Source organism: Kamptonema sp. UHCC 0994, from assembly GCF_029167235.1.
Classification (GTDB): Bacteria; Cyanobacteriota; Cyanobacteriia; order Cyanobacteriales; family Microcoleaceae; genus Kamptonema.
Genome location: NZ_JARFTR010000207.1, coordinates 1 through 18,061, shown reverse-complemented (window position 1 = coordinate 18,061; position 18,061 = coordinate 1). Strand labels below are relative to the sequence as shown.

The following is an 18,061-nucleotide window of genomic DNA, read 5'->3' as shown; positions in this document are numbered from 1 at the left end:
TTTGACTAATATTAATCCTTAGATTGTGTCAAATTGGCAAAATATATTATTTACGGCAAAACTTCTCGTTTCATTTCCTCAAGAGACAGCTCTTTCCCTGCTTTAAACTCCTCTCTTGCCTTCTGGATAATTTCTACAAATTTTGGACTAATATTCATAGTTTTCACATTCTAATTGACCTAGTTTACTGTTAAATCAAATTTGCAAAATATACTGACTAATAATCATTTTGAACTCTTGAGGAGCTTCTTTTGCGATCGCCGCGCCTAAATCTGGACGAACAACCCACCACCAAACCAGCTTTTCTAAATGATTGGGTGGATTATCGTTAGGACACCATTCAATAGTACCTTCATTTACACCAATAATATTCGCACAAAGGTCATTAGCAATGGCAACTCGCTCGTCTAGTTTTTCAAACTGTACGATGTCTTCCCAGTGAATTTCATTGGGAATAGAATTTAGAATTGATTCGATATCTATAGTCAGCATTAAACTATACCTCCGAAAGCTATAATAACTCTAATACCAAAGTCTTGTTGTTCTTCAAAAGATTGGGTACTAAGCCATCCTCTAACCCCACCCCAGATGTCCACAGCCGATCGCACATCGCCTAAGTGCGATCGCCACCACCTCGCCTGTTGTCATCAAGAACAAATTACTATACTTGCGCTTGTCAACTCCTTAGTATATAATCCAGACTATAATATCAACTTGATATAAATGCTTGAATTATCAGCCCTTGGTCTGCTACAACGGGAACCTCTGCACGGCTATCGGCTAAAGCAACAACTGGAGGTGTTTATGAGCAGTTGCATCAGCGTCAACTACGGAGCGATTTACCCACTCCTGAAGCGTTTAGAAGAGCGAGGCCAGATTGCCACAATTGCCGAAGAAGCCGGAGATGCTGGATGTCCGCGCAAAATTTACGGCATTACCCCCTCTGGACGCGAACTCTGGCGGCACAAAATGCTCGAACACCCCCAAGAAAGCTGGGTTAACAGCGGTTCCCGGTTCCAAATCAAATTCTTCTTTTTTGGCGACTTAGAACCCGCAGAACGGGTGAAATTGTTGGAACACCGCTTACGAGTATGTTACCTCCGGCAAGACTACATTGACAGCCTTAAGAGTGAATATCCACTCATAGATGACTATCAATTCGCCTCTCGCGATCGCTGCAAGTCATTACTGACCTTAGAAATAGAGTGGTTAACCGAGCAACTAGCCAAACAAAGAAGCGCGATCGCACAAGTACGAGACTCCCCAATCGATCTAAATCCGTCTTGCGAAAAGGAAAATCCATCGCACTCACCCAATCGGGTGAGTCAGAAGAAGGATGTGCAATCTTCGGTAAACATCCTAACTTTTGAGAGATAACAGAAAACTTTCCTAATAGTATCGTAACCAAGGCTTAGCAAAAACATCAGGCGATGGCAATCCCTGCTAAACATACAAACTCCGCACTTCAACAAGCTCAGTCAAGACCTGCGCGGACTAATCAAGTTAAAGGACTTTTCCAAGAGGTCTAATCAGCCAAAATCTGGGTAAGTCCGATGTAAAAAAATCTATCTAACTGGTGTTGTAAATGACTTATTCTAAATCCCCTGAATCCGTCGTTGATGCTGAAGATCAACAGTCTCCTACATCGGAAATTCACCCAACAGATGCAGACAGCTATCAACCAGACGATTTTCCCCCGATTGTCGATCGCCCCCGTCCTAGCAAACCGCGATCGCGCTTACCCCTAGTCGCCGCCATCATTGCGATCGCACTAGGCGGAGCTTTCGGCTGGCACTTGTGGCAGTCCAGTCACGCTCGCCCACAACAAGCAGCAGCAGGTCAACCTCAAGGCATACCAGTCAAACTCGCACCCGTTGAAACCAGCTTAATTCAAGATACCTCCGAATTTGTCAGCAGCTTAGAAGCAAAACGCTCAGTAGAAATCAAGCCTGAAATTGATGGCCTGATCTCAGAGATATTTGTCAAATCCGGCGACTTCGTAGAAAAAGGACAAGCGATCGCCCGCATCAAAAGCGACAGCGCCCAAGCTGACTTGAGACAATCCCAAGCCAACCTCATCCGCGCTCAATCGCACTTAGCAGAACTGCAAGCAGGCTCAAGGCCAGAAGAAATCGCCCAAGCCCAAGCCCAAGTCGCCCAAGCCCAAGCCAACCTCGCCCAACTGCGATCGGGCAATCGCCCAGAAGAAATTGGCCAAGCCCAAGCCCGCGTTAGCCAAGCTGAAGCCGACCTCGCCGATGCCCAAAGCGGAAGTCTCCTAGAAGACATCGCCCAAGCAAGAGCGCAAATAGAAGCCAGTAAAGCCGAAGCAGAGCTTGCCAGCCAGCAACTCGCCAGATATCAAGCATTAGCAAAAGAAGGCGCAGAGTCCGCCAACACCTTCGAGCAATACCAACAAAAAGACCGTTCCGCCAAAGCCAACCTCCGAGAAGCCCAAAGGCGCTTCGATCAGCGACAAAAGAACAGACAAGCCGAAATCGAGCGGCGGACAGCAGCTTTGCAACAACAGCGAGAAGCTTTGCGCCAACAGCAAAACGGCTCTCGCCCAGAGGAAATCGCGATCGCCGAAGCACAAGTCGCACAAGCCAAAAGCAAACTAGCCGAGTTAGCCAATGGCACTCGCAAAGAGCAAGTCGATCAAGCTGAAGCCCAAGTGGCCGAAGCCGCAGCTCAAGTGCGCGGCTTTGAAGTACAACTGCAAGAAACAGCAGTGATCGCACCTTTTGCCGGAGTTATCGGTGACGTACCCGCGAAAGTTGGCGACTACTTGCAAAAAGGCGACTTACTTACGGCTCTAACTGAGAACCAATTACTAGACTTGCGATTGTCAATTCCTTTAGAGCGACAACCTCAATTACGCTTAGGATTGCCAGTAGAAATGTTGGATGCTCAAGGCAAAGCGATCGCCAAAGGTCAAATCAGTTTTATCTCCCCAAATGTCAGCGCCAATTCCCAGACAATTTTAGCTAAAGCCACTTTTTCTAATCCCAGCGGCGAACTGCTCAATCAGCAATTCGTGAAAGCCAAAGTAATTTGGAAACAAACCCCTGGAATTTTAGTTCCAGTCACAGCAATCACTCGCTTAGGCGGCCAAACTTTTGTCTTTGCTGCTCAAAAACCCGAACAGCAACAACCTGGAATGCCTCCCTTAATCGCGCGGCAAAAGCCAGTGAAATTAGGAACTATTGAGGGTAATAATTACCAAGTAATAGAAGGATTGCAAGCTGGGGAAAGAATTGTTGTTGCAGGTATTCTTAACCTGACGGACGGCGTACCTATTATTGCTCAAGAAGAAGGGCAAGGGCAAGGGCAAGATAAAAAATTACCAGGAGGGGGCAAAAATTAAGGTACGTAGTTTAGGTACGTAGTTGCGCTTCAGCGCTCTTAAAAGGCGAATTAAGAGCGCTGAAGCGCAACTACATACCAAATGTGATTCAAAAGGGGGCTATTTTAAAGTTTCACTAAAGTGTAATTAGCAATTAGCCATTAGCAATTAGCCATTAGCAATTAGCCATTAGCAATTACCAAAATAATGTTTGCAGATTTCTTTATTAAACGACCAGTCTTTGCTAGCGTCTGCGCCTTAATTATTATCCTGGTAGGCGCAATTAGCATTCCGACTCTGCCGATCGAACGCTTCCCCGACATTAGCCCTACCCAAATTAACGTAACAGCTAACTATAGCGGGGCGAGCGCTGAAATTGTCGAAAATGCAGTTACAAATATCCTAGAAAGGCAAATAAACGGCGTTGAAGGGATGAAATATCTAACTTCCAGTAGCAGTAATGATGGAACCAGTACCATCACAGCTACCTTTGACCCGTCACGTAATAAAGATATCGCCGCCGTCGATGTTCAAAATCGAGTTGCAGTTGCTCAACCACAACTACCAGATGCCGTACAACGCACAGGAGTTAGAGTTACAAAACAATCTACCAGTCTCCTATTAGCCATCGGCTTATTTACAGAAAATAAAGAATACGACACCATATTTTTAAGCAACTACGCTGACCTATATTTAGCAGATGCCTTAAAAAGAATAAAAGGGGTTGGCGACGTGCGAATTTTTGGGGAAAGACGCTATGCAATGCGTTTATGGATAGACCCCAATAAATTAGCCGCTCGTAGCCTCACAATGCAAGATGTAACCAGGGCGCTTAATGAACAAAACTTGCAAGTTGGTGCTGGGAGAGTTGGTCAAGAACCGGCTCCCCAGGGGCAAATGTATCAAATTGACTTGCGTGCTGAAAGTCGCCTAAAAGAACCAGCAGAATTTGAAGAAATTGTCCTCAAAACTGAGGCAAATGGAACGTTAGTTAAGTTAAAAGATATCGGAAGAGCGGAACTAGGAGCAGAAAGTTATAACTCTTTCCTGCGATTTCGAGGCAATGATGCGGTGGGTTTAGGGATTTACCAACTACCGGGAAGTAATGCTTTGAATGTCGCCCATGCTGTCAAAGCAGAAATGGAAAAACTAGCTGTTGGTTTTCCTCCGGGCTTGATACATAGAGTAGCGCTGGATACGACTTTATTTGTAGAAGAGTCAATGTCAGAAGTAGTCAAGACATTATTTGAAGCAGTCTTGCTAGTGGTGATAGTGATTTTTGTTTTCTTGCAAGATTGGCGTACTACTATTATTCCTACCATCACAATTCCAATTTCTTTGATTGGGACATTTGCTTTTATCAAAGTTTTTGGTTTTACGATCAATAGCTTATCTCTGTTTGGTCTAACATTAGCAACCGGATTAGTAGTTGATGACGCGATCATTGTAGTAGAAAATATTGACCGCTTGATCCGCCAAGGTATGAATCCCCGCCAAGCAGCCTTTGAGTCAATGCGGGAGCTTTTTAGTGCTGTAATTGCGACTTCTTTAGTGTTGATGGCAGTGTTTGTGCCAGTGGCATTTTTTCCCGGAACAACGGGAGCGCTTTATAAACAATTTGCACTGACAATTGCTTTTTCTGTACTGCTTTCTACCTTTATTGCTATTACTCTCACACCCTCACTTTCAGCTATATTACTGCGGCCAGGGCAGAAGTTTAGCGGCCCTGTGGGTTGGGTTTTTGGTCGTGTTAATAGAGCTCTCGATTGGATGCAGCGGCAATATCGGCAATCCTTAATATTTCTAACAGGAATTAAAACTATTGTCACCCTCGTGTTCATAGGTTTTCTGGGAGTAACCGCTTGGCTTTATTTGTCAGTACCGACAGCATTTATCCCGGAAGAAGATCAGGGCTATTTTATGACAATTATTCAAGGGCCCCAAGGTGTGTCGCTGCAATACACTCAGAAAGTAATGGACGAAGTTGAAAAAGAAATCCTCAAGCTTCCTGAAGTTGTCGGAACTTTTTCTGTGGGCGGATTTGGTTTTAGTGGTAGCACTTCTAATCAAGGCATTATATTTACTACACTTAAAGCCTGGAAAGAACGTCACGGAGAAGATCAAACCGTACAAGCGATTATTGGGAAGTTACGAGGCAAGTTTTTTGCTATTCCAGAAGCTAGAATTTTTCCTGTGAATCCACCTGCAATTCAAGGTTTAGGTCAATTTGGAGGTTTCCAATTTCAATTGCAAGATCGCAAAGGTAATAGCGGTTTAGATGGTCTAGTTCAGAGCATGGGTGGAATTTTAAAGCAGGCGAATCAAACGCCGGGATTGCAAGCAGTATTTAGTACATTTGCTGCGAATACGCCTCAATTAATTGTGGAAGTAGATCGCAATCGTGCTAAGGCTTTAGATATTCCTATTGATGATGTTTTTAGTACGTTACAAACTGCTTTGGGTTCGCAATATGTGAATGATTTCAATCTCCAGCAGCGTAATTATCGGGTGTATGTCCAGGCCGATAAACAGTTTCGTGCTAATCCTGAAGATATTGGCAAATTGTACGTCCGCTCTGGAAAAAATGAAATGGTTTCTTTGAGCAATTTGGTAAAGCTAACTCCGGTGGTGGGAGCACAAACTGTTAACCACTACAATTTATTTAGATCGATTGAAATTAACGGTTCTCCGGCCCCAGGAGCTAGTTCTGGACAGGCGATCAAATCGATGGAAAAGGTCGCAACTCAAGTTTTACCCGCAGGTTTTGGTTATGAATGGTCGGGGACTTCTTTAGAAGAAATTGAGTCTGGGGGTCAAGCACCGATTATTTTCGGTTTGGGGCTGGTTTTTGTGTTCTTGGTTTTGGCAGCTCAGTATGAAAATTATGTCGATCCTTTCATTATTTTGCTTGCTGTTCCACTGGCGATTTTAGGAGCACTTTTAGCTCAATCGGTGCGCGGTTTAGCTAATGATGTTTACTGTCAAATTGGTTTAGTAATGTTGATTGGATTGGCGAGTAAAAATGCAATTTTAATTGTGGAATTTGCTAACCAGTTACGGGAGCGGGGATATCCAATTGCTAAGGCAGCAGTTGAGGCGGCTCAAGAGCGTTTACGACCAATTTTGATGACTTCTTTATCGTTTATTTTGGGGATTGCTCCCCTAGTTAACCCTGAAGGTGCGGGGGCCGCAAGTCGTCGATCGCTGGGAAATGCGATCGCAGGAGGAATGGTTGTTTCTACTTTCTTGAGTTTGTTTATGGTTCCAGTTTTGTATGTAGTGATTGTCTCGACTCGCGATCGCTTTAAGAAGCAGGAACAACCGCAACGTCCGCCGGATGATGACATAAGCTCGAATGAAAAAACTGATTTACAAGACGAGGAAAAACGCGATAAAGTATCGCCGTTTTAAGAGGTTAAATAGCTCTCTTCTGGAGTTCGAGCAATCTTTCCGCTGCTTCGCTATCTACAGGCCGAGAAAACAAATAACCTTGCCCATGTTCACATTGTAGCTCTTGCAATTTGTCTAACTGCTCTATTGTTTCTATTCCTTCAGCTACCAAATCCATGCCTAAATTGTGAGCTAATATGATGATGGTGCGGATAATTTCTAAATTCTTAGGATCTACACTCATCCGACTAACAAAGGCACGGTCAATTTTCAAAGTGTCGAAAGGAAATGTATGTAGATATGAGAAGGATGAATATCCCGTGCCAAAGTCATCTATGCTCAAATGAATCCCGCGCTCTTTCAAGTATTCCAGAACATTTGTTACGGATTTGGCATTTTCCATAACTGCGGTTTCTGTAATCTCTAATTTCAGGCTCAAAGGATTAATTCCTGTCTCTTTTAGCAAGCGATCGATTCGCTCTATAAAGCAGGGTTGAACCAGTTGTACTGCGGAAACATTAACACTAATTGATAAAGGAGGATTAGCAGGGAATTTTTGCTGCCATACCATAATTTGACTTATTGCTTCGCGGAGAACCCACGCCCCTAGTGGTATAATTAAACTACTTTCTTCTGCTATGGGAATGAATTCCGCAGGGGAAACTAAACCTCTGTCAGGATGCAGCCACCGTACTAAAGCTTCAAAGCCGATAATTTGATGATTAATCAGTGACAAAATCGGCTGGTAATAAACCTGAAATTCTTTATTTTCTAAAGCTCGTCGCAAATCTGCATCTAAATGTAAAGGTCTCGCAGCTCGTTCTTGCATTGATGTATTGAAGACGGCATAGCGGCTTTTTCCTAATCCTTTGGCGTGATTCATGGCAGTTTCGGCGGCTTGCAGGAGTTGTTCTGGTTGCTGATAATTAATAGAACTCAAGACAATGCCGATGCTGGAGTCTGTGAATAGTTCGCAGCCATTTAATTTGAATGGTTTGCTTAATTGCTTTTGAATGTTTTCGGCGATCGCGATCGCATCCCTTTCTTCCTGAATGTTTTCTAATAAGAGCGCAAACTCGTCTGCTCCGACGTGAGCAATACTATTAATTTTAGGAGTCCGATCCAATTCCTCACTTTCAGCACGACAATTTTGCAATCTTTCTGCTACAGCTAATAGTAGTTCGTTCGCTACTTGCTGGCCCATGCTATATTTTACGAGCTGAAAGCGGTTGAGATCCAGATAAAGTATAGCAAATAAATTCCCTTCGTCCCACAGCGATCGCACGGCAAATTGTTTAAGCCAAGCTAGAAACAAAGTTCGATTGGGTAAATCAGTAATTTGGTCGTAAAAAGCATACTTCCACAACTGCTTTTCTGCCCGCTGTTGCAAGGTAATATTTTGCACCATTGACAACACTCCAATTACCGCGCCGTCTTCTTTTTTTATCGTTGTATTTTGCCAGTCGCAGGTGATGATTTCACCTTTTTTAGTGAGGTTTTCATTAACATTTTGCTTCGTATGTTCGTTTTGAAATAGCTGCTGAAAAATATCTCCGATCTCGCTGCGAACTTCTGGAGGGACGATGATCTCGTAATGTCTACCTAAAACTTCTTCTTTGCTAAAGCCAAATATTGTTTCGGCGGCAGGATTCCACTCTTGAATGCGGGATTCTGGATCGGTGAAAATATATCCTATTGGCATCCGCTCAATTTGCAATTGAAGGCGCTCTTGTAATTCTTTGGTTTGTTCATATAGCTGGGCGTTGAGTATTGCCATTGCACAGCGTTCGGCGGTAATTTCTAATAGGTGTAGTTCGCGATCGCTGTAGGGATGAATGTGGCACCAATCTACATGAAGGACTCCTACTAAAGTGTCGTAGCGCTTGAGGGGTACGCCCAACATAGTGCGAATTCCGCAATCTTGAATATACTCGCTGCATACCCGCCCGTCAGTTTGAGCATCTTCTATATATAGCGGTTTTGTAGTGGCGGCGATGATGCCGGGAAAGCCTTCTCCGATGGGGACTGTGGTGCGATCGCCTATTCCCGCCTCAACTCCGATGCTGGCGCGTATACATAGCGTAGTAGGTGCTTCCCCTTCCCCTGGTAACAAAATCGTCGCTCTGTCAGCCTTCATTACTGTTACAATTCTTTCTAACAGTACGTTCAGCAATTCTTCCAGTTTCAAGGTACTGATGCTGTTACCCGTAACAATACTGAGTGCAGTCAAATCTTCGGTTTGTTGTCGAAGTTCCTCGATTAAGCGATCGCGCTCTGACTCTGCATATTTGCGATCGCTGATGTCAGCGACAACAGCCAGAGTGCTGTTAATTTGACCGTTAATATCGTACAGAGGCGCTAGGGAAAGAGCAATATCGACTAGAGATCCGTTTCGTCTCTGGCGTTTAACCTCCAGATTCGCTAGGGAGTCGCCTTGGAAGACGCGATCGCGCAAAGTCCGAAATTCTTCCTGTTTATCAGGTGGAATAACGGGAAGGGGGCAGTTTAACACCTCTGCTTCTCGCCAGCCGAAAATTCTCTCTGCCGCAGGGTTCCACATCTTAACTCGATCTTCGCGATCGAGTACAAAAATAGCTAAGGGTGAGGCATAAACAACCGCTTCTAATTTTTCTTTTGTTTCTTGTAATGCTGCTGCTGCCTGTTTGCGATCGGTGATATCTCGCGAGATGCCAATTAAGCCAATTATCTTGCCACTTTTGTCCCGGCAGAGGTATTTTGTGGCAAGGTAAAATCGCTTGATATTATCGATCATCCCAAATTCTTCCACAGTTTGAGTCTCGCCCGCAGTAATAACTAAGCGGTCATTTTCCATGTATTGGCTGGCAATTTCTGGTGAAAAGAAATTTCGATCGTCTTTGCCTAAAATTTCCGATTTTGGTCTTCCCAATATCTGAGCACTTGTAGAGTTTACCATCAGATAGCGCCCTTGAATGTCTTTAACAAAGATAGCATCTGTTGTGCCTTCAATGATTGCCTCTAAAAGATGGTAACTTTCTTGGAGTGAGTGTAAATTTCGGCGAATGAGAGCATAGAGAAAGGTGCTGGTAACTAAAACGAAAGCCCACCCTTTAACGGTGTGTAGATTAGTAAAAAAAACCGAGCTATTAGTCAGAATTCTCAGTAGCATATCGGAAATTAGAATCCACAGGCTACTGAAAAAGGCATAGATAAATACTGTTCTGTAAGCTAATTGCTTGACAGAAGTTAAATTGCTGTTCATAAATTTTTTGAGGTACGCCTGCGTGCGCGGCGGGCTATACTTGTGATGTTTTTCAATCTATAGCAAGGCTGATGAGAGTTAGAAAATAACCTTAAGCGCCAAGCGAGATTGAAGCGGATGAGAACGCGGCTGGGAGTCTCGATCGCAGTAGCGCGATCTTACTCTCTAATTGCCGATAGTAAATGCTGAATATAGTGTAGCTAAGTTTGAATTATATAAAAACCCAAATTGTAGACAATTTAAGTTAATAATTAAGTAAAGTAAAATTGAACTTCTGAGCTCGCTATGATTCGTTTAATTTTGACATCTTTAACTATTTCGTTAGTGATCGCGGTCACTTGGTTTAGTAATTTAACTCACGCGATCGCGCTTTCCTCAACACCAGAGACAGCTAATCCCCAGGAAGAATTGGGGGAATTGGTACAAAAGGCTTTTAGTGCTACAAATGAGGGAAATTTTGTTAATGCTGAAGGTTTCTGGACGCAGATTATTGACAAGTTCCCAGAAATTGCGCCAGCTTGGAGCAATCGCGGCAATTCTAGGGTAAGTCAAAATAAGCTAGAAGAGGCGCTTTCAGACTATGAAAAAGCGAGTGAATTAGCTCCTGATGCTCCCGATCCTTATTTGAATCGCGGTACGGCTTTAGAAGGTTTGGGGCGATGGTCAGAGGCGATCGCATCTTATAATCATGTACTGGAATTAGACCCCGAAGATCCAGCCGCTTACAATAATCGAGGGAATGCAGAGGCGGGTTTAGGAGATTGGGAAAAGGCGATCGCAGACTACCGCAAAGCTGCTGACTTAGCTCCCGAATACGCCTTTGCCCGTGCTAATTACGCCCTCGCTCTTTACCAAACTGGCGAAACTGCTGAAGCCATCACCACAATGAAAAATTTAGTGCGCCGATACCCGAAATTTGCTGATATGCGAGCAGCATTAACTGCGGCCCTTTGGGAAACGGGACAGCATGGAGAAGCTGAGAGTAATTGGGTGGCGGCTGTTGGGCTTGATGGTCGTTATAAAGACCTAAATTGGGTGGCAACCATCCGCCGCTGGCCGCCTGCGGTTGTGGCTGCATTGGATAAATTTTTGCATTTGCAGTAGTTTGCCCTTGACTTGACAAAAAAACTTGTCTATGATGGATATATGCAAACAAGGGGCTGTAATGGTTTCGACAGGGTGGCGAACGCTACTCCGTGATGCAGGTCGAGAGTGAGTCTTCTCTCGGAAATACCGGGCTCAACAAACAATAAGTGCAAACAACATTGTACCCTTTGCTCGTAAAGCCGCTACTGTAGCTGCTTAATAACCCATAACACGGTTCGAGCGTCTGTAGTTTGACTCCGTTAAGGATTACAGACAAAACCCCAACGGATGCCCTAATTAGTTTCCTCTGGTAGGCTAATCTTGGAAAGAATTTACCAGAGCATCCCACAATCCGGGACAATGGATAGTTCCCGCCTAAAGGATCAGATAGGCTAAACCTGTGAGCGATCGGGAAGCTAATACCCGCTTTGGACGGCAGTTCGATTCTGCCCAGTTCCATTAAGTTAAATACCTTCACCTTTCGAGGTGGGGGTATTTTGTTTTGATGAGGGTATTTTCAGTAGGTGATATCATGTCCGGTTAAATACTTGTCATTGCGAGCCAAGCGAAGCGCAGTTGCGAGGCTTCCGAAGCAATCTGAGGGTGTTGCGAGCGCAGCGAAGCAAACTAAGCCCGAAGCAATCGCAGAGACTAGGCGATTGCTTCGCTTCGCTCGCAATGACAGATCGTAAGTAATTTGCCGGACATGATATGAGAGTTTAACTCAGACAAAATCCAGTCACCAAGCCAATCTTAAGAAGATAATAGAAGCAGTTATTAGAAAAGCTAAGGAAATAAGACTTGTACATAACTCTTTTATCGTCAAGTAGTTATTATCAATTAAAAAGAATAGCTGGAGTTAAGAATTGTTAACACTCAACAGGTAAGAAATATGTTGATTTTGTTAAGGAATATGGCGCATTGTAAAGAGTGAGTAAAGCTGTTATTGAAATCGAATCTAGTACATAAAAGTATTGCCAACAAAAGACAGAGCGCTATAATAGTTGTCGTAGGTGCATTCCAGATATTTTCATCACCAGCGCTCTTGGGAGCTAGACATAAGTAAATAGAAAAATCCATCTAGAAAATATTAGCCCGATCGCCTGCGAGCAGGAACTTTTCTCCTCAGTCTATCTTTACACAGCCATTTTAACTATGTTACTGTCAGTATGGCATATTGAAAGCGTCTATACTCCCTAGACTGTTACAACTGTAAACGCACAGTTTATCCCTTGCTGTTCTCAGTTCCTGTTCTCGACCAATCCTCAACCAGAAAAACTCTTTACTAGATAAGACAACACCACAAGGAAGAAAAAATCACCATGACTACAACCACACAAAAATTGCAGGTAGATCGCCGCAGTGGTCTAACTCATCAAGAATTTGTGGACGAATACCGCAATCCGAATAAACCCGTAATTATTACGGATCTTTCAAAAGATTGGCGAGCAACAACAGAGTTTACACCGGAATTTTTCAAAGAAAACTTTGCTGACAGAATCATTGTTCTTGGGGATAAACCTTACAATGTTGCGGACTTGATGGATCTCTTGGTCAATTCAACCAAAGACAACCCCGCTCCTTATCCTTTGAAGATGGACTTACGCAAAGAATTTGCAGAATTAGTACCTTATGTGACTCCTAGACCTAGCATTACTATCCCCGATCGCACTTCTAATCCCTTAATCCCTAGCGTATGCTTGAATAGTTTATATGATTTAGAAATTTTTTTTGGGGGGCCAGGCGGAGAATTTCCTTACCTACATTATGATTACCTAGGTTTGTATGCGTTTATTAGCCAAGTGTATGGTGAAAAGGAATTTACACTATTTCCACCAGAGCAGCAGCCTTATCTTTACCCTCGGAAAGACTCTCCTTGGTTATCTGACATTGAGAATCACCACAATCCCGATCTTAAAAAATACCCACTTTTTGCTCAAGCAACCCCAACGACTGTCATCATCTCAGCCGGTGAAACCATGTTTATTCCCTGTGGTTGGTATCATACTGCGCGATCGCTAACAGTCACAATTTCAGTCGCCTTCGATCAGCTTTGTCAATCCAACTGGGATTTTTTCATCAACGAATGCGTGACTGGTCGGAGAAAAAAATATCCGATCAGATCGAGAATGATCGAGGCTTATTTAACAGTTTTGGGCTCTTTAATGACGGCTAGTGAAAGGTTGAGTGGGACAAGATAGCTAACGGCTAGTGGAGATATTTTTAAATCTCCACTACAATAAACACAGAAATGTTCGATCGCTTTGCCAATTCATTGAAAGTTGAGAAATGAATAACGAGTTATTAAATTCACAATTCAAGGAAACCGCCGTCGAGTTCGATCCATTTGCTAGCGGTGAAATCTTGCTGACAGCACCGGCAACAGAAGCACAAAAAGAAATTTGGCTATCCGTACAAATGGGAGATGAAGCCAATTGTGCCTTTAATGAATCCCAATCCCTGCGGTTACGCGGCCCCCTCAATCTAGAAATACTCCGTTCTTCCTTTCAAGAAATTGTGCAAAGACACGAAGCGCTACGGACTACCTTAAGTGCCGATGGCTCCACCCTTTGTATCACAGAATCTCTCAACCTGGAAATTCCCTTAATTGACTTATCAAAATTAAGCGAAAAAGAGCGAGAAACCCAACTTGCAGCACTGCGGCGACAAGCCGTTGAGCAACCTTTCAATCTCGAACATGGCCCCCTATTGCGCGTGCAAATTATCAAATTGCAAGCCGAAGAACACCTGACAACAATTACTGCTCACCACATTATCTGCGATGGTTGGTCATGGGGGGTAATGATCCCAGATTTAGCCGCAATTTATTCAGCCTTAAAACAAGGTATTTCCCCTAATTTACCCGTACCCGAACGCTTCAGCGAATACGCATTATTACAGCAGCAACAAGAAAATTCCTCAGAAGTTCGCGCCGCTGAAAACTACTGGATAGAAAAGTTTGCTAATCAAGTTCCCGTCCTCAATCTTCCCATAGATCGATCGCGACCTCCTTTCCGAAGTTACAACTCTTTACGGGAAGATTGGGAAATTAATGCCTCTGTTGTGACACCGCTTAAACGCGCAGGTGCAAAACTCGGATGTAGTTTCGTAAATACCGTGTTCGCGGCCTTTGAAATCTTTCTCTACCGGATATCGGGACAAACAGACTTAGTAGTAGGAATGCCGACCGCAGGTCAACTATTTGCTGAGAAAAACCAACTGGTAGGTCATTGCGTAAATTTACTACCACTGCGAACCGAAATTGAACCAGATCGACCCTTTAGCGATTACCTACGACAGCGAAGAGCCGCTATTTTAGACGCTTACGAACACCAACAAATGACCTTTGGTAGCGTCCTTAAACAATTAAATCTGCCGCGAGATCCCAGCCGAATTCCCCTCGTCTCGGTGATTTTTAATATCGATCAACCTCTAAAGGGTAATAGCCTTCAGTTTGATGGTTTAGAGGCAGAATTTTTCTCAAATCCCAGAATTTCTGAGAATTTTGAGATGTTCATCAATGCTGTAGATTTGGGCGACAAACTGATTTTAGAATGTCAGTATAATACTGATTTATTTACGGCTGAAACGATCCGCCGTCGCCTGGAAGAATTTGAAACTTTACTAGCAGGAATTGCCACCGATACCCAGCAAAAAATCTACGAACTTCCGATTTTACCGAGCGATGAAAAAGCTCAAATCTTGACAGCTTGGAATCAGACTCAGAAAGAACTACCGAAAGTTCAATGCGTTCACCAATTATTTGAAGCGCAGGTAGAACGCACCCCGGAAGCCGTAGCTGCAATCTTTGACGACCAACAACTCACTTATCGGGAATTAAACGTCAAAGCTAATCAACTGGCACACTATTTACAAACATTAGGAGTAGGGCCGGAAGTGCTAGTGGGGATCTGCGTCAATCGTTCCCTAGAAATGTTAATAGGATTGTTAGGAATTTTAAAAGCAGGCGGTGCTTACGTACCCTTAGATCCAGCCTATCCTCAAGATCGGCTAGAATTCATGTTCCAAGATGCACAAATTTCTGTGCTCTTAACTGAGGAAAAATTGCTAGCAGAATTGCCGGCATCGGCGGCAAATCGCATTTGCCTCGATCGCGACTGGCCAACGATCGCATCCTACAACCAGAATAACCCCACAAACCAGAGTTCGCCCGCTAACTTAGTTTACTTACTCTACACCTCCGGTTCCACAGGCCGACCTAAAGGTGTTGCGATCGAACATCATAGTCCCATTGCCTTTATTGACTGGGCCAGAAGCGTATTTTCACCCCAACAACTAGCAGGAGTTTTAGCCTCAACTTCTATCTGCTTTGACCTCTCAGTATTTGAGATATTTGTACCTCTAAGCTGCGGTGGCAAAGTCATCGTCGCAGAGAATGCCTTGCACCTGCCTAGCTTACCGGCCGTCAAAGCAGTTACATTGGTGAATACAGTTCCCTCTGCGATCGCAGAATTAGTCAGAATCGGTATCCCTGCCAATGTAAAAACAGTCAACTTAGCAGGAGAACCCCTTTCTCAAACATTAGCGCAACGGCTGTATGAAACTGGGAGTATCGAACAGCTATTTAACCTCTACGGCCCTTCGGAAGACACCACCTATTCAACCTTTACCTTAGTCGAAAAAGGAGCAAAACAACCGCCATCAATTGGCAGGCCAATTGCCAATACCCAAACTTATATTCTCGACTCTCACTTACAACCAGTCCCCATCGGCGTAGCTGGGGAATTGCACCTTGGCGGTGCAGGTTTAGCGAGGGAATACCTGAATCGGCCCGAATTAACAGCCGAAAAGTTTATTGCTAATCCCTTTAGCAATCAAAGTAGCGATCGCCTTTATAAAACTGGAGATTTAGCCCGCTATTTACCTGATGGCAATATCGAATATTTAGGCAGGATTGATAATCAAGTAAAAGTTCGCGGATTCCGCATTGAACTAGGCGAGATCGAATCAGTTTTAGCTCAATATCCCGCCGTCCAAGAAAATGCAGTAGTAGCCCGCGAAGATGTCCCTGGCGAGAAAGCTTTAGTCGCCTATGTGGTACCGGGGGATCTCAGCGCGATCGCCGATCCAGAAACCGGAGTTGATGCTAGTAGCGAACAAGTAGCAGAATGGCATCAAAAATGGGATGACCTCTACAAATCTGGGTATGAAAATCTCTCTAACCAGAAATCAAAAGATTGGAAATCGCCCAACTCTCAATTAGATGATGTTGCCTTTTTGTTTCTGGGACTCTCACAAGTTCTGATCGAAAACGCCGACTCGGATTGGCAGTTAGATGACTTAGCAAAGCTGACTAAAGCTGATGAAATGGACGCTTTAGAAGAACAAGTCAAACAATGGTTAAATCCCACCGTCGATCGGATTCTTAGCTTAAAACCAGATCGCGCGATGGAAATTGGCTGCGGCTGCGGTCAGATATTATTGAGAGTTGCGCCTCACTGTAGCTATTTCTTAGGAACAGATTACGCAGAATTAGTAATTCAGGAACTAGGAAAAACCGTCAAAAGTCCTGAAGTGAACCTAAGCCAGGTTGCTCTCGCTTGCCGAGAAGCTGACAAATTAGACGAGAGTGAAATAGCCTCTTTTGACACCGTAATTATGAATTCTGTCAGTCAGCATTTACCCGATATTAACTATCTGTGGCGAGTGCTAGAAAATGCGGTAAAGACTGTCAAAGCCGGAGGATGTCTTTATGTGGGAGACGTGCAAGGTTATGGGCTATTAGCTGCCTGTCATGTAGCCGACCTTTTGAAGCGATCGCCTGCCTTAATGCCTCTGGAAGAATTCAAAAAAGCCCTAGAATATCGCATTGCCAATGAAGAAGAACTGATGATCGATCCGGGATTCTTTTACGCCCTAGAAGAGCAGATTCCCGCGATCGGTCGAGTTGAATTTCAACTGCGCCGAGGTCACATTCTCAATGAAACAACTCAAGTTCACTACGATGTATTCCTATACATCGAGCCAGAATCCCAAACAGTGGTAGAACCAACCTGGCATGATTGGCAAGATGAACAATTAACTCTCGAAGCAGTACAAAAAATTCTGGAGGAAAATCAGCCAGATTTGTATTGCATCAAAAGAGTTCCTAACAGTCGGCTTCAGAAAGAAGTACAAGCTCTAAAATTGCTCAGAAATCAGGATAATTTACCAACAGTAGGAGACTTAACTGCTGCCTTAGAGAATATCCCCCCTGGTATTCATCCCGAAAGTTTGTGGGCTTTAGAAGAGAGTTTACCCTATACGGTAAATCTACAATGGTCAGACATCAGCAGTAAAAATGGCCACTTTGAGGCAATTTTTCAACGACGTACCTCAGAGAAATCCCCAGCGCTGAAAATCGCTCCTCCCCCAGAAGCAAGAAGAACCACCTTACCTCTAAACCGCTATGCAACCAATCCCTCTCTGAAGAAATTATCCAATAAGTTAATCCCGCAATTGCGGAGCTTTTTGAAATCAAAACTACCTGACTACATGGTGCCCCCAACTTTCGTCTTCTTAGGCGAAATGCCGTTAACTCCTAATGGCAAAATCGACCGTCGGGCATTGCCAAATCCGATCCAAAATCACCTAGAACTAGAATTAAACTACGTTGCTCCTCGTACACCTATAGAACAAGAATTAGCTCAAGTTTGGGCTGAGATTTTAAGGATAGAACGAGTTGGTATTCGTAACAACTTCTTTGATTTAGGCGGACATTCATTGTTAGCAATCCGAGTTATTTCTCGTTTGCAAGAAACCCTCGGTGTAGAACTATCTTTGAAGAGCTTATTTCAAGCACCGACAGTAGAAACCCTGGCGGAACAAGTGGAGGCTCTACGCTACGTGCAAGGAGCAAAGATTGATTTCGACACCGATGAAGAACGTGAAGAATTTGAGTTATAGCAACCGCTAAACTGATGTAACGCCGCCCTCTGGGCGGTAATTTACCGCCCAGAGGGCGGCGTTACATAAGTTCTCAAAGAAATAGAAATTGC

Annotated in this window: 8 protein-coding genes and 1 other RNA gene; 7 read left to right on the top strand and 2 right to left on the bottom strand. The window is 43.9% G+C overall.

What is annotated here, in order from left to right:
• Nucleotides 1-195 precede the first annotated feature (195 nt).
• Nucleotides 196-492, bottom strand: coding sequence for a hypothetical protein (locus tag PY364_RS18540; protein ID WP_275524712.1), 297 nt, complete (start codon nt 490-492; stop codon nt 196-198).
• 231 nt (nt 493-723) lie between these two features.
• On the opposite strand from PY364_RS18540, the gene PY364_RS18535 reads away from it, so the two are divergent.
• From PY364_RS18535 to PY364_RS18525, 3 genes are all read left to right on the top strand, one after another.
• Nucleotides 724-1,377, top strand: a complete 654-nt coding sequence (locus PY364_RS18535; protein ID WP_275524710.1) for a PadR family transcriptional regulator — start codon at nt 724-726, stop codon at nt 1,375-1,377.
• Nucleotides 1,378-1,585: 208 nt separating this feature from the next.
• A complete protein-coding gene (locus tag PY364_RS18530; RefSeq protein ID WP_275524708.1) occupies nt 1,586-3,367 on the top strand; it encodes an efflux RND transporter periplasmic adaptor subunit in 1,782 nt (593 codons plus the stop codon).
• A 186-nt stretch (nt 3,368-3,553) separates the two neighbouring features.
• A complete protein-coding gene (locus tag PY364_RS18525) occupies nt 3,554-6,757 on the top strand; it encodes an efflux RND transporter permease subunit (protein ID WP_275524706.1) in 3,204 nt (1,067 codons plus the stop codon).
• Between the two features lie 4 nt (nt 6,758-6,761).
• Here PY364_RS18525 and PY364_RS18520 read toward each other — a convergent pair whose 3' ends face one another.
• Nucleotides 6,762-9,977, bottom strand: a complete 3,216-nt coding sequence (locus PY364_RS18520) for an EAL domain-containing protein (RefSeq protein ID WP_275524705.1) — start codon at nt 9,975-9,977, stop codon at nt 6,762-6,764.
• A gap of 285 nt (nt 9,978-10,262) precedes the next feature.
• On the opposite strand from PY364_RS18520, the gene PY364_RS18515 reads away from it, so the two are divergent.
• The 4 genes from PY364_RS18515 to PY364_RS18500 all read left to right on the top strand — a co-directional run bounded on the left by PY364_RS18515 (nt 10,263) and on the right by PY364_RS18500 (nt 17,969).
• Nucleotides 10,263-11,081 carry a tetratricopeptide repeat protein gene (locus PY364_RS18515; protein WP_275524703.1) on the top strand — a complete coding sequence of 273 codons (819 nt, stop codon included), beginning with the start codon at nt 10,263-10,265 and terminating at the stop codon, nt 11,079-11,081.
• Between the two features lie 52 nt (nt 11,082-11,133).
• Nucleotides 11,134-11,525: a transfer-messenger RNA gene (ssrA, locus tag PY364_RS18510) on the top strand.
• A gap of 860 nt (nt 11,526-12,385) precedes the next feature.
• Nucleotides 12,386-13,264: a cupin-like domain-containing protein gene (locus PY364_RS18505; RefSeq protein ID WP_275524701.1), complete on the top strand. Its 879-nt coding sequence runs from the start codon at nt 12,386-12,388 to the stop codon at nt 13,262-13,264.
• Between the two features lie 88 nt (nt 13,265-13,352).
• Nucleotides 13,353-17,969, top strand: coding sequence for a non-ribosomal peptide synthetase (locus PY364_RS18500; RefSeq protein ID WP_275524699.1), 4,617 nt, complete (start codon nt 13,353-13,355; stop codon nt 17,967-17,969).
• The last annotated feature ends 92 nt before the right edge of the window (nt 17,970-18,061 follow it).